This window comes from Vibrio sp. bablab_jr001 (assembly GCF_016464285.1).
Lineage (GTDB): Bacteria > Pseudomonadota > Gammaproteobacteria > Enterobacterales > Vibrionaceae > Vibrio > Vibrio fluvialis.
This window is the reverse complement of record NZ_JACDWZ010000099.1, coordinates 47,069-69,725: the sequence shown is the minus strand read 5'-3', so window position 1 is coordinate 69,725 and position 22,657 is coordinate 47,069. Positions and strand designations below refer to the sequence as shown.

The window sequence follows — 22,657 nt, the reverse complement described above, 5'->3', positions numbered from 1 at the left end:
CGGTTACTCCTTGTCTTTTTTGCGGGCACGCGGGTGGGCTTGGTCATACACCTGCGCCAGATGTTGGAAATCCAAATGCGTATAGATTTGGGTGGTCGAAATGTTCTCATGCCCGAGCAACTCTTGCACCGCGCGCAGGTTGTTGCTCGATTCCAGCATATGTGTGGCGAATGAGTGACGCAGTTTATGCGGGCTGATGTGACTGGCCACCGACTGTTTGTGCCCCCATTCCGCCATACGTTTTTGCACGTTGCGATGCGAAATCCGTACGCCCAGTTTGGAGATAAACAGCGCGGGTTCGTCTCCTTTGAGCAACGAACTACGCACCTTGAGCCATTTACCAACCCACTCTTTGGCCTGACCGGCAAACGGCGCTTTGCGTTCTTTGTTACCTTTACCAACCACGCGGATTTCTCCGGCGCTGAGGCTGACATCACGCACATCAATCGCCACCAGCTCTGCCAAACGCAGGCCAGCGCCGTACATCAGTTCCATCATGGCACGATCGCGGATCGCCAGCGGGTCATCTTCGTTCACTTCCAGCAACTGCGCCATTTCATCGACATCAAGGTTTTTCGGCAGCGGACGTTTCTTACGTGGCGCCGATACCCCTTTGGCTGGGTTGGCACTCAGCTCTCCGCGCAGGATCAGGAAATCAAAAAAGCTACGCAGCGACGACAACCGGGTCGCCAAGCTGCTGGCTTTCATCCCTTCACGCATGCCTTTGCTCGCCAACTGGCGTACCCAGGCGGCATCGACCTGTTGCCAGCTCTTGAGCCCCATCTGGTTAAGATGCTGCGCCATGGTGGTGAGTTGCTGCTTGTAGTTGCGCTGGGTGTGCAGGCTGAGCCCCTTTTCACTGCGCAGATACTCGTAAAAGCGCTCCAGAGGACGGCCAAGACTATCAGGCAGAAGGTTGGCTGAGTCGATCATGCTCGGTCACCTGCCAGGGTAGAATGTCTATCAGATGCGACAGTACCAGCGCCAGATGACGCAGGAACAGTGTGTCCATGCACGGCTGGAAATGGCCGCCATCGTCACTGGCAAACGCCAGCACGCCCTGCGGGCTGCGTTTTACCAGCGGCAGAATCACGTACGAGCCCATTTCCGGAGCCAGATTATCTTCGCCGAACAGATGATGACGATCCACCTGACGCAGACGGCCCAGATACGCGCTTTTGCCGTTGAAGTGATTGGTTGAAAAACGTTGCCACTGCTCTTTACTCAATGCATAACGCGGGTGGTCATGACCGATGAGACGCACATAGGCCGTCAAACCCAGCAATTGTGCTTTGGCTTCAATCGCGCGGCAGACTTCGGTCAGACTGGCGCATTGCAGAATCTGCTCCTGCAAGTCCATAAATTCATGGAAAGTGCGATCGTTGTTGGCAGCCAGAGACATTAAGGTGGTGATCTCTTCTTCCAGCTCCTCGATCCGCTGGCGCTGACGCGCCATCTGAATGTGTACCAGCGACACTGACCCCATCTCCTGATGAGGCAGTGCCAGCCTGTCCACCAGATCCGGACGGTGAGAAAAGAAGTCCGGATGGTCTTTGAGATACTCTGCGACCACTTCGGCCGTCAGTGCATCAGCTTCCAGTTGCGACAAAACAAATCCTTATTAGCAAGAGAGTTGGCCGTCAAAGACGTGTGTCGCCGGACCAGTCATGTACAGCGGTTTGCCCGGACCTTTCCAGCTGATTTCCAGATCGCCACCCGGCAAATGTACCGTCACGGTCTCATCCAGCAAATCCTGCACAATGCCGATAGCCACCGCGGCACACGCGCCACTGCCACACGCCTGCGTTTCGCCCGCGCCGCGTTCATACACGCGCAGATTCACTTCGCTGCGATTGAGCACCTGCATAAAGCCGGCATTGACGCGTTCAGGGAAACGTTCATGCGATTCCAACAGCGGACCCAGCGTTTCAACGTTGGCGGTTTTGACATCGTCAACCACGGTCACCACGTGCGGGTTACCCATGCTGGCCGCGCCACAGAACAGCGTCTGCTCTTCAACGCGCATGATGTAGGTCTTTTCCGCTTGCTTGGCGCGGAACGGGATTTTGCTCGGTTCAAACTCCGGCACACCCATGTTGACGGTGATCTGGTCATCGTCTTCCACGTTGAGCACCATTTTGCCTTTCTTGGTGCTGACGCTGATGCTGTATTTGTTGGTCAGGCCTTTCATGCGCACAAAACGGGCAAAACAGCGCGCGCCATTGCCGCACTGCTCCACTTCACTGCCGTCAGCATTGAAGATGCGGTAGTGAAAGTCCGTTTCCGGATCGTAAGGTGCTTCGACCACCAACAGCTGATCAAAGCCCACCCCGGTATGACGATCCGCCATGCGGCGGATCAGCTCAGGGGAAAAGAATACGTTCTGGGTAATGCAGTCCACGACCATAAAGTCATTACCCAAACCGTGCATTTTAGAAAAATGGAAATGCATAATGCGTCACTTTACTCCGGCAGAAGGCTCTCAAGGGCCCACAGGCTCGACAGCTCTTCGCGTTGACGCACTAAGTGGGTTTTGTCACCGTCGACAATCACTTCCGCCGCACGCGTACGGGTGTTGTAGTTTGACGACATCGCAAAACCATATGCGCCAGCAGAACGAACCGCCAGCAGGTCACCCTGCTTGAGCACCAGTGAACGGTCTTTACCCAGGAAGTCCCCGGTTTCACACACAGGCCCTACTAAATCATAGGTCAGCGCAGCACCTTCGCGCGGAGAAACCGGCACGATATCCTGCCATGCCTGATAAAGCGCCGGGCGCATCAGGTCATTCATCGCCGCATCAATAATGGCGAAGTTTTTGTGTTCAGTGTGTTTGAGGAATTCGACTCGGGTCAATAGCACACCCGCGTTAGCGGCAATCGCGCGGCCCGGTTCAAAAATCAGTTCCAGATCCTGATGGTTGGCCAGACGCGACAGCAGCGCCTTGGCGTACTCTGAAGGTTGAGGTGGTAATTCATCACGATACACCACACCCAGACCGCCACCCACATCCAGGTGTTTGATGTTGATGCCTTCCGCTTTCAGGCTGTCAATCAGTGCCAGCAGGCGGTCGGTAGCATCAATGAAAGGTTCAATCGCCGTCAGCTGTGAGCCGATGTGGCAGTCGATACCGTGAATTGAAATGTTTTCCAGACGTTGTGCCAGACGGTAAACATCCGGCGCACGGTCAAACGCGATACCAAATTTGTTGTCGCGCAGGCCGGTGGAAATATAAGGGTGAGTTTTGGCATCCACATCCGGGTTAATACGCAGCGAAATTGGGGCTTTCACGCCCATTTCGCCTGCAACCTGGTTCAGGCGTTCCAGCTCAGGTTCCGATTCTACGTTGAAGCACTTAATATTGAGCTCCAGTGCGCGTTTCATCTCCGCCGCGGTTTTGCCCACGCCCGAGAACACCACTTTCGCCGGGTTACCGCCCGCCGCCACCACACGTTCCAATTCACCAGCCGACACGATATCGAAGCCAGAACCCAGACGAGCCAGTGTGTTGAGCACACCCAGGTTCGAGTTCGCTTTCACCGCATAACAAACCAGATGGGGATGATCGCCGACCGATTTGTCAAACGCGTGCCAGTGACGCTCCAGCGTCGCACGTGAATAAACATACAGCGGGGTGCCATAATCCTCAGCCAATTGAGCCAGTGATACGTTTTCCGCCCAAAGTTGGCCATCATCCTGATAATTGAAGTAATCCAAAATACTTTCCCTTAATATAATTGTTTGAATTTACTGATTTTGTTCACTCTGTTGAGCGTCATCAGGCATGTACAGCGGGCCTGTTTGACCGCAGCCTGCCAATGTCAGAAGGGACAGTAAAAACAGTGCGGTGATGGACTTTTTCATTTTGCATATCGTGATTATTGAATCAATGCCCCCTATAATCGCACCACAATCAGGAAAAGCAATAGGATAGACAGGATGAACGAGACTGAATTTCATCAACTGGTCGACAGCCAGATGCAAATCATCGAAGAAGCCATTGATGAATCCAGCGCGGACATCGATTTCGAAACCTCCGGCAACGTGATGACGCTGGAATTTGATGATGGCAGCCAGATCATCATCAACCGTCAGGAGCCGATGAAAGAGATTTGGCTGGCGTCGAAATCCGGTGGCTTTCACTTTCAGTGGAAAGAACAGCAGTGGATTTGCTCTAAGACGGGAATGGAACTGTTTACGATGGTGAAGCAAGAGTGTGAAAAACACGCGGGTGAAAGCATCGACTGGGCTTAATCGCCCAAAACGCAAAAAGAGCACTTGAAGTGCTCTTTTTTATTGGTTTGAATCAACGCAGGGTCAGGCGTTTACGGCTTTGGAAGGCTTGGAATACACCGCTGAGTCGTTGCGGTACGGCACAACATAGCTGCCGCCCTCTTCCGGATGAATGATCTGATAATACTGCGGCAGATTGAAGTTAATCAGCTTCGACGCCAGCTGGCTGTCATCACGTACCGAGGTATAGAAGCTGTTGACGCTGGCAATCATCTCATCTTTTTCACCACTGAACTGGTGATACACTTCCACCCGGTTGGTTTCATCCAGCACATAAATGTTGAAACCTTTATCGGTATCTTCAAAGAAGAACTGCACCAAACCTTCACTGGCAAAACCATCCACCACGTCCGGCAGTTGATAATCCTGCTCGCGATCCAGCATCAGCAGCGGAGAGCCTTTGAGCTTGTTGCTTGAAATACTGCGGTAGAAATCAACCGAGTTTTCCAAACGCTGCACCGATACGCCGCGACGTTCAAAGAACAGACCGTACATTTGCGAGCCGATACGCAGTGCTTTAAAGCGGCGGCGTTTTTCCTGCTCAACCGGTTTGAGGCGCAAATCAATGCACTCGGCCAGCAACTGATACACCAGATTACGCATCACGCCACGCAGGTTTTTGCTATAGCAGAACACATCCACCGATTCCGGCGGTAACGCATCCTGATGCATTTTACCCAACACGGTTTTCAGCGCGTCGAGCATCGCGGTTTCGCCTTCAAAGTGCAACGTCCGCACTTCCTGCCACGAGTTGCGATAGACCAAATCCACACTGCCGACCAGACAGCGCTGCTCCGCGCCGAAGCTGAAGATATCCACGTTCTTGAGATCCACTTTGAGCGACTTACCACTCAGTTCAGCGGTCGGGTCATTTTCAAAGTTGATGAACATCGCCAGCTGGCTGATCTCACACGGACTCGCCAGCGCCGACATGGTCGGGCGACGTTTGTGCAGTGAGAAGGTGTTTCGCAGGTCGCTCACCATCTGATAGAACTTGTCGATGTCGAGATGCGCTTCACGCACCACCGAATGCAGACGCGTCGATTCGGTGATCAGGCCGTTGAAAAACGCCCACGCCACCAGCTTACTCAGGTATTCGTTGTGCTCAAGATACGGCTGGCCCAGAATGCGATGCGGCACCAGCGGCTGCTTATACAGATACCAGCCCGCTTTGTTGGTACGGCCCTGACACACTTCGATGAAGGTCAGATCCGGCTCATGCAGGTCGGGAGAAATCTGTGGATTAAGCAGCGTGACTTTACCCGGCAGTACCTCAAACGCGGCGTACAGCTTACGCGCCAGAATCGAGATATCCTGCGGGCTGATCGCCGAGGTAATGTCGTTGCGGCGTGCGAACTGAATCAGGTTGCGGTAGCTGAGCATCAGTGCGTCCAACAGCGCGTGGTGCACGCCTTTAACCTGCTCAACTTTCCAGTTGCGGCGGTTGTCGAGTTCCTCAATCACGTCCGCTCCCCAGTTCCAGGTTTTGATCATGTCGCTCAGCGCTTCACGGCGCCAAGCCACCGAACCAACACCCGGCTCACGTGAGAGTTTTTCGTGGGTTTTGAGGTAGAAACAGCGACGCACCAGATCGAGGCGGGCATGATCGCCGATGCGTTCCAGATAACAGGTCACTTTCGCCAGCATCAGATAGTAGGCGTCCATGCTATAGAGATCAGGCTCATGAGCAAAGAAACGACGCTTGGTGTCGATACTTAATAGTTGAGTGTGCGGGTACTCCCACGAATACGCTTCGAGCAGAGTCGCTTTCAACACCGATTTGTACGGTGAGTCGATACTCTTGTATAGCTGCCACAAGTTGGCACCGAAGTACTCTTCGGCCGGTATGCGATTCAGACGACCAAAGTCGATCCATTCGCAGCAGTTGATGTACTCATTGGCACACAGCTGCTTAACGTATTCGTCGTAGCACTCTTCCATTTCAGGCGGCACGATTTGCCACAGCAGACGTTTACCCGCCAGTCGCACCGCAGAACGGTAGAACTCATCGAGCAGCAACAAATGCTGAGAAGAACCGCAGTTCTCGCCCGTCATTTCGTCTGACTGCTTATGGCGGAAACGCTGCTCATCCATAATAAAGAAATTCGCTTCCACCCCCTGGCTTTTCGCCCAGTCGGTGATCAGTAAACACTTGTTGCCGAGACGTTCACGCGCATCACACCCCATAGTTGCATCGACACACACCCAGATATCGAGATCGCTCGACGTACTCTGGCCAATCGATGAGGTACTGCCCATGGTATACAAACCGAGAATTTGCGGATGTGCGGCCGTTGCCAATGCCTGATTCAGTGCCAGCTCGGTATCATCGACCATCTGTTGCTGAATCTCGTTCAGCTCAAATTGGTGTACGCCATGCGGAACATCGTCGGCAAAATAACCGGGAATTAACGGGTGGTTGTAATGAAACAGTGCGGGGATCAGATGGAAAACACGCTGACCTTGTAAATCCATAAGCGCCAGCGCACGCTCAGTGCGTTGCCGGTTCAGCTTATCCAGTCTCTGTATTAAGGTCGTTGTGTAAGCCTGCAAGGTGGATTCCTTGGTTGAAACATAAATGCGCGTTTTGGTTATGTTTTACGCGAATGCGTCAACAAAACGTGATCAATTTAACACTTTAATTTGTGTTGGTAAAGCTATCTGCACACCATGTCACACCAAAGTCGTAGAGCCAGAAGACGCAGATTTCCAGCCCGCCATAGTGTCGGCGCTAACGGTTGCTTTGTAATAATAGCTCAGTTTACAAACGAGAACCTAGTCACACTATTTTGCGTGATCAGTGTGAATCGTCCATCAAACCAGCATCACGGTGATCTTGGAGTGAGAATTTCCCCACCCTTAATGGTAGGATGAGGCCATTATTGACTGTCTAACGGGAATATCATGACCTCTACCACCCCCATTCGAATTGCCACTCGTCAAAGCCCACTCGCCCTATGGCAGGCGCATCATGTAAAAGACGCGCTGCAGGCTGCCCATCCCGGGCTCGAAGTGGAACTGGTAACGATGGTGACCCGTGGCGACGTGATTCTCGACACCCCACTGGCGAAAGTCGGCGGAAAAGGCCTGTTCGTCAAAGAACTGGAAGTGGCGATGCTGGAAGGCCGCGCTGATTTAGCGGTGCACTCAATGAAAGACGTGCCGGTCGATTTCCCGGAAGGCCTTGGCCTGGTGACCATTTGTGAACGCGAAGATCCGCGTGATGCGTTTGTCTCCAATACGTATGCATCACTGGATGAGCTTCCACATGGTGCCATCGTCGGTACCTGTAGCCTGCGCCGCCAGTGCCAGCTGAAAGAAGCGCGCCCTGATCTGGTGATCAAAGAGCTGCGCGGCAACGTCGGTACTCGTTTGGGCAAACTCGATGCGGGCGAATTTGATGCCATCATTCTCGCCGCAGCGGGTCTCAAACGTCTGAAACTGGAGCAGCGTATTCGCAGCTTTATTGAACCAGAGCAGTCGCTGCCAGCGGTCGGACAAGGCGCGGTCGGCATTGAGTGCCGTCTGGATGATGCGCGCCTGCGCGAACTACTGGCACCGCTAAGCCATGCAGAGACCACCGATCGCGTGCTGTGTGAGCGCGCAATGAACCTGACGCTGGAAGGCGGTTGTCAGGTGCCGATTGGCAGCTACGCGCTGCTGGAAGGCGACGATTTGTGGCTGCGTGCGCTGGTCGGCGAGCCGGACGGTTCCCACATTGTGCGTGGCGAAATCCGCGGCCCGCGTCAGGATGCCGAACGTCTGGGTGTCGAACTGGCCAATCAACTGCTGGCCAACGGCGCGCGCGACATTCTGACCAAGTTGTACGCCGAGCACGAATAAGCCATGGCCGTATTGGTGACGCGCCCCGATGCGCAGGGACAGGAGTTGTGTCAGCAGCTGACACAACTTGGTATTGATGCCCTCCACCATCCGCTCATCGCCATCGAGGCAGGTGCCGACCTGCCTCTGCTACTTCCCGACCTTTATCACTGCGATATACTAATTGCCGTCAGTCAGCATGCGGTGACATTTACCCACCAGTTTTTGCAATCTGAGCGATCTTTGTGGCCAACTTCAGCTATTTACCTTGCCGTTGGTCAAAAAACTGCACACGTTTTAAGCAAACTTTCTGCGCAACCAGTACACTACCCGGACGTCAGCGACAGCGAACATTTACTGGCTCTGCCTGAACTGCACTCGGTGCAGGGAAAATCCATCACCATCTTACGTGGCAACGGCGGGCGTGAACTGATTTTCGACACGCTGGTCGAACGTGGCGCGCGCGTCTGTTATCGCGAAGTGTATCAGCGGGTTGATCTGCCATTTGCCGGTGATACCTGCGTCGCTGCCTGGCAGCAAGCTGGCGTAGATACGCTGGTGATCACCAGCAGCCATCAACTGATGTTTTTTGTTTCGCAACTGACCGCATCCAGCCTGAGCTGGGTGCTTGGTCTGAAATTACTGGTTCCCAGTGACCGAATCGCCCACGATGCCAAAGCCTTGGGATTTCAAACTATCGTGACTACAGGAAGTGCGGCGAACCCAGATTTAGTGGCGGCTCTCCAGCCCTAACACACAGGACTCTTAGCAATGACAAGTAAAAACAACAATCCTCAGCAGGAACCTGAACAACAACCAAAACCTGTCCCTGCTGCCGATAACACTCCCCAAGATAAAACGGACAAAGCCTCTGCTACTGACAGTACAATGGTGGCGCCAACTAACACTGAGGCTAAACCTCAGAGTCAGCCAGACTCCACACCGGTTTTTGAAGAGAAACAAGGTAAGCGCGGTGTCAAACTCGGCACCATCGCTATTGTGCTGGCCGTGCTGTTTGGCGGAGGCCTGACGTTGCACAGCCAGCAACAACAAGCCGAATACCAGGCGCAGATCCAAGCGCTGCGCGCCGAACTCGAACAGACGCGCAGCAGCATCAACGAACAACTCGATGCGACGAAGCAAGAAGCACTGAGTAAAACCACTGAGATGACTCACCGCGCCGAAGTGGTGCTGGCCCAGCAGCAAAAGAGCATTGAAAGCCTGCAACTGGCCGTAGCGGACATGAAAGGCCGCCGCCCGAACGACTGGCTGCTGGCCGAAGCCGATTACCTAGTTAAGCTTGCCGGACGTAAACTGTTCCTTGAGCACGATGTCGACAGCGCAACCCAGCTAATGGAAAGCGCCGACCAGCGCATCGCCGCATTAAACGACCCCAGTCTGACACCGTTGCGCAAAGCCATGGCGAACGACATCACGACACTCAAAGCGATTCCCCTGCTGGATCGTGACGGTCTGGTACTGCGTCTTACCAGCCTGCAACAGCAAGTTGATCACCTACCGCTGGCCAACGCCATTCTGCCGGATGCGCCGCAGGAAACCGAGCAAGCGGTTTCAGAAGACATCAACAACTGGCAACAGAACCTGATGACATCGCTGAAAGACTTCGCCGACAACTTCATCACTTTCCGTACCCGCGATGGCAACGTGGTACCGCTGCTGTCACCGCAGCAACATTTCTATCTCAAAGAAAACCTCAAAGCCAAGCTGGAAACGGCGATCAAGTCGGTCTACACCGAGCAGCAGGAAATCTACACCGTCTCACTCACCACCGCCGATCAATGGTCGAAGTCGTTCTTCAATCAAAGTGACAACCGCGTGAAAACCTTCAACCAGACACTGGAGCAACTGGCGAAGCAGCAGGTGCAGGTTGAATATCCGGTCAAGCTGGAAACCCAGAAGCAACTGGCGGATGTGATCACTGAACGTCTGCGCCGCTCGGTCAGCTCGATGACAACGGAGGCTAACTGATGGTCCGTTTACTGTTTCTGTTTGCCGTATTAGGCTTAGGCCTGTTTGCTGGCACACAATATGCCGGCCAGCAGGGTTACGTGCTGATCTCAGTCGCCAGCCACACCATTGAAATGAGCGTCACCACGCTGGTGATTTTCGTGATTGGCGCTCTGGCGGGTTTGTTCGCGCTGGAATATCTGCTGAAAAAACTGATTTACGCCAGTTCCAATACCTGGAACTGGTTCAGCGTACGTAAGCTGCGCCGCTCGCGTCGTTACACCAACGAAGCGATCATCAAACTACTGGAAGGTGACTGGAAACAGGCGGAGAAGAAAGTCACGCGCTGGGCCAATCACCATGACATGCCGCTGCTGTGCTATCTGGTAGCGTCTGAAGCCGCAAATGGCATGGGTGATCGCGCCAAACGCGACCGTTACCTGGCGCTCGCCGCGCAGCAGGAAAATGCGGCATTGGCGGTAGAACTGACTCGTGCCAAACAGCAATTAAGTGATGGCGAACTGCAAGCCGCGCTGAGCACGCTAAGCGCACTGCAAGCTGAGCATCCGAATAATACGATTGTGCTCAATCTGCTCAAACAGACTTACACTCAGCTTAAACAGTGGCAACCGCTGCTGGATCTGCTGCCAAAACTGGTCAAAGCCAAACGCATGACGCAGGATGAAGCCGATAAGCTGGCACTCACTGCCCAGCAAGGGGTGATGGAAACCATTGCCAGCCAGAAAGGCAGCGAAGGATTGATTGCGCACTGGAACAGCTTACCACGTAAACTGAAGGCAGAAGCTCAGCTGGAACTCAGCCTGATTCGCCAGCTGATTTCGCGCAAAGCCGACTACGAAGCCTTCACCCTGATCAAAGAGAGCCTGAAAAAACGCCCATCGCCAGAACTCTACGCATTGCTGCCGGAGCTCAACATCAGTGACCGTCATCCGGCGATTGTGCTGCTTAAAGATGCGCTCAACCGCGATGGCAACAATGCCGAGGCGCACAGCGCCTTGGGCCAGTTCTATCTGCGTGAGCAGCAATGGGCCGATGCGCAGCAGCATCTGGAAAAAGCCTTGTCACTGCGCTCGAGCGTGTCGGATTACGCCTATCTGGCCGATGCGTTAGAAAAACAGAACCTGACCAAAGCCGCTCACGAAGTGACGCGCAAAGCGTTGTCGCTACTGGAATCGGCGTAAGTTTTAACGCGCACCGCATAACAAAAAAGCCAGCAGAGATGCTGGCTTTTTTCATGCTGAGTCGTGCTTAAATCACGCGTGAGAACTGCTGCTGACGCGCGCGATCGCGCAGGTATTTGTCAAAGCACATACAGATGTTGCGGATCAGCAAGCGGCCACGCAACGTCACACTGATGTGCCGCTCATCGACTGTCACCAGCTCATCGTCGATAAAGGTTTGCAACAGCGCCAAATCTTGGCGGAAGTAGTCATTGAAACGCACTCGGAACTGGCGCTCAATCGCACTCTTATCGAGTTTAAAGTTACAGATCAGTTGCTTAATCACTTCACGGCGCAGCAGGTCATCGCTATCGAGCGACACCCCTTTCCACAGCGCGTGACGCATTTCGTTGACCTGAGCGTAGTATTTTTTCAGCTCTTTCTGGTTCTGCGCGTAGGCATCGCCAATCATCGAAATCGCCGACACACCAAAACCGACTAAATCACACTCGCCTTGGGTGGTGTAGCCTTGGAAGTTGCGGTGCAGCACGCCATTACGCTGCGCCACCGCCAGTTCATCATCCGGTAAGGCAAAGTGGTCCATACCGATAAACTGATAACCCGCATCCGTCAGCGTGTTGATGGTGTATTGCAGAATCGCCATTTTCTCTTCTGGCGCGGGCAGGTCTTCGTCTTTGATTTTACGTTGTGCGGCAAACAGTTGCGGCATGTGCGCGTAGTTAAATACCGACAAACGACCCGGTTTCATCTCCAGCACCTGAGCCAGAGTTTGACTGAAAGTTGCCAACGTCTGCTTAGGCAGGCCGTAAATCAGGTCAAGGTTGGTGGAGCGGAAACCCAAGGTTTTCGCGCGCGCGACCAAGTCGATAATAAACTGCTCATCCTGCTCTCGGTTCACCAGCTTCTGCACTTCTTTATCGAAATCCTGTACGCCGATACTCAGGCGGTTAAAACCTTCGCTGCGCAGGTGATCCAACACATCGAGCTGAATCTCGCGTGGGTCGACTTCGATACTGATTTCCGCATCCGCTTCGAACTGGAACTCTTCACGCAGCAGCGTCATCAGACGGCTGATCTGCTTGTTGGTCAGAAACGTCGGGGTGCCGCCGCCAAAATGCAGCTGAGTCACATGACGCCCCACCAGCAGCGATGCACGCTGGCGAATTTCATGTTCCAGAACATCTAGGTATTCGTCGGCTTTGTGCGAATGACGGGTGATGACTTTGTTGCAGCCACAGTAGTAGCAAAGCTTGTGACAGAACGGAATGTGAATATAGAGCGATAACGGTCGCTCAGGGTACTGGGTACACGCCATATCGTAATCCGCAATGGTGAACGCTTCATGAAACTCCACAGCGGTCGGATAGGAAGTGTAACGCGGCCCCGAGTAGTTGTACTTGTCTAAAATGGCTTGATCCCAAACGATCTGCTGACTGGGTACGACTTGCGACGACATAGTAACTCTTTCCGTTTTCAATCTTTGACGGGCTATTTTGCCACACGACTTTGACACGTCGGGTGGCAAAAATAGGATTTGCGAACAAAATGTTCGAAACTGCTAGCGTGATCACTCACTCGAAAGAGGGAGTGTCACTTATACCATTTGGATGGCAATTTGGTTGTTCAGTGGCTGAACGCGTTTCTGCAGCGCTTTTAACTCTTCGACGATGGCGTCGTTGAGGCGGGTTTCTGCTTTCTGGCGAATCAGGTTGTGTTGCATACGTTCCTTCTTCACCATCTGCTGGCGGGCTTCACCACGCGGCATGTCTTTGACAATGTGGTACAACTCGGCCGTTGCCGGGTACTCACGGTCAAAATCAACGCGGTTCTCGCCCTGTACGTAATCCATGATGCAGTAGACGCGGATGCTGATTTCCGACAAATCACACTGCCCTTGAATTCCGGCCATGCACAGAATGTTGACGTTCTCGAAAATGTTCGCATTGCGCTTTTCGATCGCCAACGCCTGGTGCTGCTGTTGCAGCTCCTTTTGCTTTTTCAGTTGCAACAAAAGGTAACCCGCGTAGGCCGCTAAGCCCAGAATAATCACAGCTCCAGCTATCGCTAATAGGGTTACATTCATTGTGGCACCTTATCCTTTGTAATCGTTCAGATCGAGATTTTCAAACTGAGACAGCAGGTCGTCATCGGTTTTCGCCTTGCCTTTGGTTGCTTTAGCTTGTGGCTGTGGCGCGATGGCTTCCTCTTCTTCTGGCTCTTCTGCGTCTTCAAACAGACCCAGTTGATTCATCAGAACTTCAATGCGATCCAGTTTCTCGTCCACGTATTTCTGCAGACCGGCACCCAGTTTTTCACCGTTGTCGATACGATCCAGCAACACGTTCAGCTGCGCGTCATTTTCCAGCATCGCCAGCTCTTTCTCTGCTGAGATGCGGCGTTCTTGCTTGTTCAGCTTCTTCGGTGCATCCACGATCAGTGGGATTTGCTTCTTACTGCCCAAACGCGGATCGCGTTGCTGCGCAGCCTTACGTTCAGCGACTTCCGAACCTTCTGAATGACGGCTGCCCGTTTTCAGACCTTTACGTTTTTTCGCTTTCTTACGCAGGCGTCCTTCCAGTTCACCAGAAGTACGGTTGTGTTTGCGTGCAAAAACCAGATCGCCATTGATACCGGTTTTGGATTTCTTTTCTCGAGACATTACTGGGGCTTCCTCAGTAAAATTACATCATTGCCTATAAATTCAAGTTCGAGCTGATCCCGCTCTGCCAGATATTCAAACGTGTGGCGACTGAAAAAGATCACGTGGGTGAGATCGTTTTTGTAGTGCCATGTCGCGAACGCGTCCACGTCTTTGACCATCTTGGTCATCAGGCCAATCCAGCCACCCGGCTTAACTAAATTTAACCATTGCTGCCACACTCGGTGCGGATCGTGCAGATGCTCAATCACTTCCGTGGCAGTCATAAAATCGTAAGTGGTTGCCAACGCCTGTTCATTCGGATGATAGAAAATATCATACAGCGCCACCTGATGGCCGGCTTCTTCCAGCATCAGAGAGAGCGTCGGGCCAGGGCCGCAACCAAAATCTAACCCTTGTGAGTGCGGTGCTACTCTTTCAAGCATAGGCGTACACACACGAGATAAAAAGCGGCGATAGCCGGCATCATTCGGGTCATTCTCGTGCAGGTCGTAAAACGCTTTTTCGCGTTGCGCACTCAGTCGATGTTCAGGATTAACGAACACCAGTTGGCAAGGCTGACATTGCAGATAAGCACGATGCGCGTCTTCATAGTAAGCGTGTATATCGTCACTGTGACATAAAGGGCATGAGTGCATTCTGACATCCTTCCAACGGGGGATGCGAAACATACCAGAAACTGGCTGGAGAGTGGAGAGTGATCGTACAAAATCTCAGCGATTTTGCAAAAAAAGCCGTCAAAGATAAAAAAAGCGATAGGTTTCCCTATCGCTTTCTAAGTGGTCACAGAGCGTGACAAAACTGGGTCGCACTCAATCGGTGCACCAAGAGTCCCTTTGTTTTTCGAGCTTTCCCTGCCAAAAAGTGTGGTTTGTCATCGTCCTGATGAGTTTTGGCTGTCCGTTGTTACGTCCTGTAGCTGGGCGAATCCGTTGCCTGAATCCTTGTCACTGTCTACACCTTTAGACCAGTTGACCATCCCTATCCCGGCTCCCATCCTGGAAACCGTTATCCCTGTCCTGTTGCCAGATTCCTTCCGGCTCCCTGGAGACCTGCCTGGTCTGAATTCCTCGTCAGCCTCTTGCCGACCTGGACACTTTACGCCAACCACCCCAGCAAACAACGGATCGAGTGCACATTTTTGCGCCTTTTTTGCCGAGCTAGAATCAAGTTATTTATTTTCAATTAGTTATAAAGATCGCTACCCGAATTCCGACAGTCGCTATGGCAAATGTCTTACACGAAAGATGGCAATCTGGCGCAGAAATAGAAACAGCCCCGATAGACGGGGCTGTTTCTTACCACTTATGCTCGAACACGTGTAGGGCTATTAGTGCAGGCCGCCAACGTATTTAGACAGAATTTCGATATCAGCGTCGGTCAATTTCTTCGCTACATCACGCATCATCTCGTTCATGTCATTACCGCGGTTGCCATCGCGGAATTTCTGTAGCTGAGCTTTGATGTAGTCCGCGTGTTGACCGGAGATTTTAGGGAATCCAGAAAGTTCGGTTCCGTTACCGCGCGGGCCATGACAAGCGGTACATGCAGTCAGACCGCGTGACGCATCGCCAGCGTTGTACAGAACTTTCCCTTTCGCGACCACGTCTTCCGGTGTAGAGTTCGACGAAATAGGCAGTGAAGAGAAGTACGCCGCTAAATCAGCCATGTCTTCTTCACTCAGTGGCATCGCCATGCCACTCATCACAGGATCGTAACGACCTTGTTTGCCACCGCTCGTCATACCAAGCTTGAGATCTTTTAGCTGCTTCTCAATATACTTAGCGTGCTGACCGGCAAGTTTAGGGTAAGTTGTAATTTGACTGTTGCCATCCGCACCATGGCAGGCAACACACGTTTGGGATTTTGCTTTACCAGCTTCAATGCTGCCTTGGGCCCATACAGAGCAGCTGGCTAAAAGACTTAAGATTAGCGCTAATTTCTTCATGACATTCCATTTATAATTATCAAGCTTCCAGTACCACGGGGTACCACTCATGGTACAATAAGCGACCTTATGCCGAGCACGGTTATTTTACACAATTTCACAAAAAAGTAATCAATCGACTACACAAAGTCGAGATGGAGTTAACAGTGAGCGTAAAAATTCATTATCAAAACACGCATTTCATCACCAGTGCGCCAGACATTCGCCATCTTCCCACTGATGAAGGTATCGAAATCGCGTTTGCAGGACGCTCAAACGCTGGAAAATCCAGTTCTCTCAACCGGTTAACTAACCAGAAGAGCTTGGCCAAAACCAGTAAAACTCCCGGCCGTACTCAGCTGATCAACCTGTTTAAGGTGACTGAAGGCTGTCATATTGTCGATCTACCTGGGTATGGTTTTGCTCAGGTACCACTGGAAATGAAGAAAAAGTGGCAGAAGTCACTGGGTGAATACCTTCAGAAACGCACCTGCCTGAAAGGTCTGGTGGTGCTGATGGATATTCGTCATCCAATGAAAGACCTTGACCAACAATTAGTCATTTGGGCCGTAGAATGTGGCATTCCGGTTCAGGTACTGCTGACCAAAGCCGACAAACTGAAAAGTGGTGCCCGTAAAGCTCAGGTGTTAAAAGTGCGTGAAGCGGCATTGTCGTTTGGCGGCGATGTGAGTGTGGATGCGTTCTCTTCTCACAATGGTATCGGTGTCGATGTACTGCGCAACAAACTCGACAGCTGGTTTGCTCCGATGCTGGCACAGTTGGCAGCAGAAGCTGACGCTGAACCAGAGCAGGACGACGCTCAAGACGCCTAATCCGTTCCGCGCTCACACAAGCCTCGCCTCTGGCGGGGCTTTTTGTTATCTCAATTTGATCTTTCCCGCCATCGGCAGACGCCAGAAATAAAAATCCCCACCATCCTGGTGGGGCAACGGGAGAGAAATAGGAGGTAATTATTGTTATGGCGCTAGAATTCCTTAATCGCCGCAAGATTACAATATGCTCAGATCACGATTTCCACTCAGCCGTTTTTGGCGGTAATTTTCGCATTATCAAATAAATTCAGCGTGTTATGAAAGAAACCATGCAAATACATGCTTAGTTTTCTTTTAGAAATAACCAAAACTGTGATTGAAGATTAGTTACAGAAATGAACTTTGCTGTCAGAAGTTGCACCACGTTACGCGCAGGAAAAATTGGGGTGTCTGAGGTTTGAAATGCAAGAGGTTTTGCGAGGAAAAAAGTGGAATGCGGCCCAATAAAAAACGCCCCAGTCAAATGGTGACTGGGGCGGCTGAATCAGCCTAATCCAATAACGTGAAACAAAAGGTCTGAAAGATAGAACATCTTACCTCTGTACCCTACGGAAGCTAATGTACAACAATTGGTCACAAATGAAAACTGTTTTTGTAGTTTATTTTCATTAAATTTTTATTAAGCAACATAAATAGATACATGGTGATTACTTTTTTTATGGATAAAAAAAGCCAGCGACTGTGCGCTGGCTCATATAATTTCAGTAATTTAGGCGATTTTAGGCTTAATGTGCTTCATCCCAGTTATCACCATGCCCTGCCTCAGCCACCAAAGGCACCTTCAGCTCCGCCGCAGATTCCATCAGTTTCTGTACTTTACTTTCAATTTCGGACAAAGCTGACTCTTCGACTTCAAACACCAGTTCATCGTGTACCTGCATCAACAGCTTAACGCGCCCTGCACCTTCCGCTTCGATCCACGAATCCACCAGCAACATCGCTTTCTTAATGATGTCGGCCGCAGTGCCCTGCATCGGCGCGTTGATCGCCGCACGTTCCGCCGCTTTCCGACGCATGCCGTTACGCGAGGTGATTTCTGGCAGATGGAGACGACGACCAAACAAAGTTTCCACGTAACCCTGCTCTGCAGCGGTACTGCGTGTGTCTTCCATGTATTGCATCACGCCAGGGTAACGCTCAAAGTAAGTGTCCATGTACGCTTGCGCTTCACCGCGCGGAATGCCGAGTTGTTTCGCCAGGCCAAACGCACTCATGCCGTAAATCAAACCAAAGTTGACCGCTTTCGCGCGGCGGCGCTGCTCGCTGGTCACCTGATCGATGCTGATACCCAGAATTTCAGCCGCGGTGGCGGCGTGGATATCTTTACCTTGTTGGAAAGCTTCCAGCAGCGCTTTATCGCCCGACAGGTGTGCCATGATGCGCAGTTCGATTTGCGAGTAGTCGACCGCCATGATTTTCCAACCATGCGGCGCGATGAACGCCTGACGAATGCGACGGCCTTCTTCATTACGAATCGGAATATTCTGCAGGTTCGGATCGGTCGAAGAGAGGCGCCCGGTGGCGGTGACCGCCTGATGATACGAGGTGTGCACGCGGCCCGTGGTCGGGTTGATCATCTTCGGCAGTTTATCGGTGTAGGTCGATTTGAGCTTCGCCAGACCGCGGTATTCGAGAATGACCGCTGGTAACGGGTAATCCAGCGCCAGCTCTTGCAGCACCTCTTCGTTGGTCGATGGCGTACCGGATGGTGTCTTCTTGATCACCGGCAGTTTCATCTGGTCAAAGAAGATAGTTTGCAGCTGCTTTGGCGAGCTGAGGTTAAACTCCTGGCCCGCGATGTCGAACGCTTTCTTCTCCAGCTCATCCAGACGCTGCGCAATCTCTTGCGATTGCGCGCCCAGCAGCATGTCGTTGATCAGCACGCCAGTGCGTTCAATGCGCGACAGAACCGGCACCAGTGGCATCTCGATGTCGCGATACACGCTCAGCAGTTTGTCGTCTTGCTCCAACAAAGGCAGCAAGCGATGATGCAAACACAGCGTGACATCGGCATCTTCTGCGGCGTAAGGCGCCGCTTGTTCAAGGTCAATCTGGTTAAAGGTCAGTTGGTTCTTGCCTTTACCCGCCACCTGCTCAAACGAAATGCAGCTGTGTTGCATGAAACGCAGCGCTAGGCTGTCCATATCGTGCTTACCAGCCACGCTGTTGTAGACGTATGACGCGAGCATGGTGTCGTGCGCAATGCCGCGCATGTCGATGTCATAACGCGCCAGAACGCTGGCATCGTACTTGAGGTTCTGGCCGACTTTGGCTTGCTGCGCATCTTCTAAAATCGGTTTCAGTTGTGCCAGCACCCAATCGCGATCGAGTTGCTGTGGCGCATCCAGATAATCGTGCGCCACCGGCACGTAGGCGGCTTCACCTTCCGCGACTGCGAAAGAGACACCCACCAGATTGGCCACCATGTAATCGAGGCTGTCGGTTTCGGTATCAAACGCAAACACCTCAGCGCTGCGCAGTTTGTCGAGCCAACGGCTGAATGCCGCTTCGTCCACAATAGTCTCATAGTGGCTGCGATCGATTTTCACTGCGGCCATATCCGCTGCAGGCGCGGCTTTAGGTGTGCCGCTGACAGCGGCGCTAGCCGCGCTTTTCTCGGCCGCTTCGACCACACCGGTGCCGCCATCAAGCAGCTCGGTCAACCAAGATTTAAACGCCAGCTGGCCGTAAAGTTCAATCAGCGCATCGCGATCCGGGGTGGCTTTGAGCAACGTTTCTGGCGTGCAATCAAGCTCGACATCAAGTTTGATGGTCGCCAGTTCGTAAGACAGCTCGGCATTAGCACGGTTGTCTTCCAGCTTCTTAGCCATGGTTTTGGACCCACGGAAACCCAGGTCAGCAATTTTATCCAGATTGTCGTACAGCGCCGTCAGGCCACCGATCCCTTGCAGCAACGCGGTCGCGGTTTTATCACCCACCCCCGGCACGCCCGGAATGTTATCGACTTTATCGCCCATCAGCGCGAGGTAATCGATGATCAGCTCGGGCGGAATACCGAATTTTTCAATCACGCCTTCGCGATCCATCACGACGTTAGTCATGGTGTTGATCAGGGTGATATTGTCGTCCACCAGCTGGGCCATATCTTTATCGCCCGTACTGATCAGCACCGGAATGCCCGCCTGAGAAGCCTGATGAGCCAGCGTGCCGATCACGTCGTCCGCTTCCACACCTTCAATCGACAGCAGTGGCAGCCCCATGGCACGAATCACTTTATGCAGCGGTTCGATCTGACAACGCAGATCATCCGGCATTGGCGGACGATGCGCTTTGTACTCAGGGTACAGATCATCGCGGAAGGTTTTGCCTTTGGCATCAAAGACGACCGCCATTCGATCACTGGCGAACTGACGCATCATGGCGCGAACCATGTTGATCACGCCATACACAGCGTTAGTCGGGATCTCACCGTTGCTCATCGTGCCCGGGTAGGCATGAAATGCGCGGTATAAATAAGAAGAGCCGTCGATCAGAATTAACGGGTTATCAGGGATGCGAGCCATAGTTTTGCTATCCAACAAGAAACAATGGGGCTTAGGATGCCATGACTGATGATTGGTTTCCATGCTCAAGGCGGAAACCCGCTGGCCTGGCACGGTGAATTATTCTACGCCACCCTTTGCTATCTGTGGATAACTCTGTTTATAGAATTTATCCACCGGTTATTAAACCGCGTACAAAGTCACTATTTGTGTTTTTAATTTATTGTTTTTATTAATCTTTTACAAAGATCGATCATTCCCATCACGATCCTTTTGCGATCATGGATTGTGGAAAAGACACTCGCTGCCCTTTTACTCAACCTGAGATCTGGATCCAGACACTCTGCTGAACATTTGCACAGATCAGGATCGAAAGTTGGACATTTTTGCGTGCGGGTTCGTTGCGCGGTGGATAACTGACATAAAAAAAGCGACACCCGAGGATGTCGCCTAGCAATAACAGGTCAAAGCCAATACCGATTGTTCAGCCTTACCATAAAGCTTAAATATTACACTGGAAGCAATGTGAGCAATGTCGTGTCAAAAAGAACGTGTGCAAGTTCAAATGGGTTTGTTGATTACCGGATACCTAAAGAACCATTCAGGCGGGTAACTCAACGTCCTGGTGAACTTCACTCATTCCCTAAGACATGGTTAATAATAATTATTCTCATTTAACAGTCAAGCATTAAATGAGAAAAAATCTCATTTAATTTGAAAAATGTTTGACGAAATGAATCCGACTTTCCGCTAATGGTTCTGTTTTTTCAAAATTTTCAATGAGATAACCATTCCTCAGCAATAGGCGTAACATGGCCGGAAATTGATTGCGTGATTTCACTGTAAGCTTGCCGTAACCCTGTTCTGCCACCCATTGCTCTTGCGCATCCAGCAGTTGCTGCGCTACGCCGCGATTGCGTGCCAGAGACGATACGCCGCCGAACCAGCTGTAAAACGTTTCGCTATCCAGTTCATAGCCAATTTTAAACCCCAACAGTTGGCCATTTTCTTCGGCGATCAGGATCAAATCTCGCTTGCCTGCTAAACGCTGCGCCAGAGTTTCGACCGTTTCTTTGCGAATGAACTCGCCAATCTCCTGCACCACCTGCGCCGCTTCAGCCAATGTGCCTAAACGAATCTGCATTCACCACCTCATGATTTTCTTGAACATCGGGCCTGGCGAGCCCCCAAGGTTGTCACTCTAACCCTAAAAAAGAAAAGGCCGGCACAGAGCCAGCCTTCGTATGTCGTTCGAACACAGTTATTCTGAACGCAGATGCTGCGCCGCTTGTGCGTTCTCTTCTGCCAGCCACTCAGCCACATCTTTGGCAAAGTAAGTCAGGATGCCGTCGGCGCCTGCGCGTTTGAAGCACAGCAGTGATTCCATTACGGTCTCGCGCTCTTTGAGCCAGCCGTTCATAATCGCCGCTTTATGCATCGCGTATTCCCCCGACACCTGATACGCAAACGTCGGTACTTGCAGCTCACTCTTCACGCGGCGCACCACGTCCAAGTAAGGCATGCCTGGTTTCACCATCACCATGTCCGCGCCTTCATTGACGTCCATCGCCACTTCATGCAGAGCTTCATCGCTGTTGGCCGGATCCATCTGGTAGTTCTTCTTGTTGCCACCTTTCAGGTTACTCGCCGAGCCGACCGCGTCGCGGAACGGGCCGTAATAGCATGATGCGTATTTGGCCGAGTAAGCCATGATTTGTGTATGAATGTGTCCCGCTTCTTCCAGCGCGTCACGAATCTTGCCAATGCGGCCATCCATCATGTCTGACGGTGCCACCACATCCGCGCCTGCCGCCGCGTGTGACAACGCTTGCTTGATCAGCACTTCCGTGGTTTCTTCATTGAGTACGTAACCCTCATCGTCGATGATGCCGTCCTGACCGTGGGTGGTGAACGGATCCAGCGCCACATCGGTAATCACACCAATTTGCGGCACGTGTTCTTTCAGCAGGCGTACCGCGCGCTGCACCAAACCGTCCGGGTTGTAGGCTTCGGTCGCACACAGGCTTTTTGCATCCTGATTCACGACCGGAAACAGAGCGATTGCCGGCACGCCAAGGTTCGCCAGATACAGCGCTTCTTCCAGCATCAGGTCGATAGACAGACGCTCAACGCCCGGCATCGATTCCACCGCTTCACGACGATCTTTGCCCATCAGAATAAACATCGGGTAGATCAAATCACTCACAGACAACTGATTCTCGGCCACCAGACGACGGCTGAAATCGTGCTTGCGCAGACGGCGCATACGACGCCCCGGAAACTGACCTTGGATAGATACAGACACTCGACTCTCCTTATTTGTCTACCTGAACCACAGCGCTGGCGCGCAATATCAGGCTTTTTGTGTTGGCGAAATCATATCACTCTGATTGCACGACGCTAGGCTCAAAGCGGAAAAATGCAAAAAATGACCCCAAGCTCACACTCAC

At 52.2% G+C, this 22,657-nt stretch carries 20 protein-coding genes; 6 read left to right on the top strand and 14 right to left on the bottom strand.

Going from position 1 to position 22,657, the window contains the following annotated elements; all coding sequences use genetic code 11:
* Window positions 1-3 precede the first annotated feature (3 nt).
* Genes xerC through JIG40_RS17825 form a run of 5 tightly spaced genes read right to left on the bottom strand, consistent with a single transcriptional unit; the run spans window position 4 to window position 3,960 of the window.
* Complete coding sequence (xerC, locus tag JIG40_RS17845) at window positions 4-933, bottom strand: tyrosine recombinase XerC (protein ID WP_020433058.1); 930 nt, start codon at window positions 931-933, stop codon at window positions 4-6.
* Window positions 905-1,609 (bottom strand): DUF484 family protein, encoded by a 705-nt coding sequence (locus JIG40_RS17840; protein ID WP_020433060.1) that lies wholly within the window; start codon window positions 1,607-1,609, stop codon window positions 905-907. The genes xerC and JIG40_RS17840 overlap by 29 nt, the downstream gene beginning before the upstream one ends.
* A 12-nt stretch (window positions 1,610-1,621) precedes the next feature.
* Window positions 1,622-2,452 carry a diaminopimelate epimerase gene (gene dapF, locus JIG40_RS17835; protein WP_199465764.1) on the bottom strand — a complete coding sequence of 277 codons (831 nt, stop codon included), beginning with the start codon at window positions 2,450-2,452 and terminating at the stop codon, window positions 1,622-1,624.
* Between the two features lie 11 nt (window positions 2,453-2,463).
* On the bottom strand, window positions 2,464-3,717 hold the full coding sequence (gene lysA / locus JIG40_RS17830) for a diaminopimelate decarboxylase (protein WP_020331922.1): 1,254 nt from the start codon (window positions 3,715-3,717) through the stop codon (window positions 2,464-2,466).
* Window positions 3,718-3,747: 30 nt separating this feature from the next.
* The gene (locus JIG40_RS17825) at window positions 3,748-3,960 is read right to left on the bottom strand and encodes a lipoprotein (RefSeq protein ID WP_171934015.1); all 213 of its coding nucleotides are present in this window, start codon (window positions 3,958-3,960) and stop codon (window positions 3,748-3,750) included.
* On the opposite strand from JIG40_RS17825, the gene cyaY reads away from it, so the two are divergent.
* On the top strand, window positions 3,940-4,254 hold the full coding sequence (cyaY, locus tag JIG40_RS17820) for an iron donor protein CyaY (RefSeq protein ID WP_199465763.1): 315 nt from the start codon (window positions 3,940-3,942) through the stop codon (window positions 4,252-4,254). The two genes, JIG40_RS17825 and cyaY, sit on opposite strands and share 21 nt — an antisense overlap.
* 63 nt (window positions 4,255-4,317) lie before the next feature.
* Here the strand turns inward: cyaY and JIG40_RS17815 are convergent, their stop codons facing one another.
* On the bottom strand, window positions 4,318-6,846 hold the full coding sequence (locus JIG40_RS17815) for a class I adenylate cyclase (protein WP_024373660.1): 2,529 nt from the start codon (window positions 6,844-6,846) through the stop codon (window positions 4,318-4,320).
* A gap of 351 nt (window positions 6,847-7,197) precedes the next feature.
* On the opposite strand from JIG40_RS17815, the gene hemC reads away from it, so the two are divergent.
* Genes hemC through JIG40_RS17795 form a run of 4 tightly spaced genes read left to right on the top strand, consistent with a single transcriptional unit; the run spans window position 7,198 to window position 11,285 of the window.
* Window positions 7,198-8,136 carry a hydroxymethylbilane synthase gene (gene hemC, locus JIG40_RS17810; protein WP_199465762.1) on the top strand — a complete coding sequence of 313 codons (939 nt, stop codon included), beginning with the start codon at window positions 7,198-7,200 and terminating at the stop codon, window positions 8,134-8,136.
* A 3-nt stretch (window positions 8,137-8,139) separates the two neighbouring features.
* Complete coding sequence (locus tag JIG40_RS17805) at window positions 8,140-8,868, top strand: uroporphyrinogen-III synthase (RefSeq protein ID WP_047459753.1); 729 nt, start codon at window positions 8,140-8,142, stop codon at window positions 8,866-8,868.
* A gap of 18 nt (window positions 8,869-8,886) precedes the next feature.
* Window positions 8,887-10,104, top strand: coding sequence for a uroporphyrinogen-III C-methyltransferase (locus JIG40_RS17800; RefSeq protein ID WP_199465761.1), 1,218 nt, complete (start codon window positions 8,887-8,889; stop codon window positions 10,102-10,104).
* The gene (locus tag JIG40_RS17795; protein ID WP_055452922.1) at window positions 10,104-11,285 is read left to right on the top strand and encodes a heme biosynthesis protein HemY; all 1,182 of its coding nucleotides are present in this window, start codon (window positions 10,104-10,106) and stop codon (window positions 11,283-11,285) included. Before JIG40_RS17800 ends, JIG40_RS17795 begins: the two co-directional genes overlap by 1 nt.
* 67 nt (window positions 11,286-11,352) lie before the next feature.
* On the opposite strand, the gene hemN is transcribed toward JIG40_RS17795, so the two are convergent.
* From hemN to JIG40_RS17770, 5 genes are all read right to left on the bottom strand, one after another.
* The gene (gene hemN, locus JIG40_RS17790) at window positions 11,353-12,741 is read right to left on the bottom strand and encodes an oxygen-independent coproporphyrinogen III oxidase (RefSeq protein WP_020331914.1); all 1,389 of its coding nucleotides are present in this window, start codon (window positions 12,739-12,741) and stop codon (window positions 11,353-11,355) included.
* A gap of 138 nt (window positions 12,742-12,879) precedes the next feature.
* Window positions 12,880-13,368 (bottom strand): DUF2489 domain-containing protein, encoded by a 489-nt coding sequence (locus JIG40_RS17785; RefSeq protein ID WP_020331913.1) that lies wholly within the window; start codon window positions 13,366-13,368, stop codon window positions 12,880-12,882.
* A 9-nt stretch (window positions 13,369-13,377) separates the two neighbouring features.
* On the bottom strand, window positions 13,378-13,944 hold the full coding sequence (gene yihI, locus JIG40_RS17780) for a Der GTPase-activating protein YihI (RefSeq protein WP_024373655.1): 567 nt from the start codon (window positions 13,942-13,944) through the stop codon (window positions 13,378-13,380).
* The gene (locus JIG40_RS17775; protein WP_020331911.1) at window positions 13,944-14,582 is read right to left on the bottom strand and encodes a class I SAM-dependent methyltransferase; all 639 of its coding nucleotides are present in this window, start codon (window positions 14,580-14,582) and stop codon (window positions 13,944-13,946) included. The genes yihI and JIG40_RS17775 overlap by 1 nt, the downstream gene beginning before the upstream one ends.
* 692 nt (window positions 14,583-15,274) lie before the next feature.
* On the bottom strand, window positions 15,275-15,892 hold the full coding sequence (locus JIG40_RS17770; protein ID WP_020433074.1) for a c-type cytochrome: 618 nt from the start codon (window positions 15,890-15,892) through the stop codon (window positions 15,275-15,277).
* 146 nt (window positions 15,893-16,038) lie between these two features.
* On the opposite strand from JIG40_RS17770, the gene yihA reads away from it, so the two are divergent.
* On the top strand, window positions 16,039-16,704 hold the full coding sequence (gene yihA / locus JIG40_RS17765; protein WP_020331909.1) for a ribosome biogenesis GTP-binding protein YihA/YsxC: 666 nt from the start codon (window positions 16,039-16,041) through the stop codon (window positions 16,702-16,704).
* A 725-nt stretch (window positions 16,705-17,429) separates the two neighbouring features.
* Here yihA and polA read toward each other — a convergent pair.
* The 3 genes from polA to hemB form a co-directional block, all read right to left on the bottom strand.
* The gene (polA, locus tag JIG40_RS17760; RefSeq protein WP_199465760.1) at window positions 17,430-20,228 is read right to left on the bottom strand and encodes a DNA polymerase I; all 2,799 of its coding nucleotides are present in this window, start codon (window positions 20,226-20,228) and stop codon (window positions 17,430-17,432) included.
* Between the two features lie 688 nt (window positions 20,229-20,916).
* Complete coding sequence (locus JIG40_RS17755; RefSeq protein ID WP_020331907.1) at window positions 20,917-21,351, bottom strand: GNAT family N-acetyltransferase; 435 nt, start codon at window positions 21,349-21,351, stop codon at window positions 20,917-20,919.
* A 117-nt stretch (window positions 21,352-21,468) separates the two neighbouring features.
* Window positions 21,469-22,512 carry a porphobilinogen synthase gene (gene hemB / locus JIG40_RS17750; RefSeq protein ID WP_020331906.1) on the bottom strand — a complete coding sequence of 348 codons (1,044 nt, stop codon included), beginning with the start codon at window positions 22,510-22,512 and terminating at the stop codon, window positions 21,469-21,471.
* Window positions 22,513-22,657 lie beyond the last annotated feature (145 nt).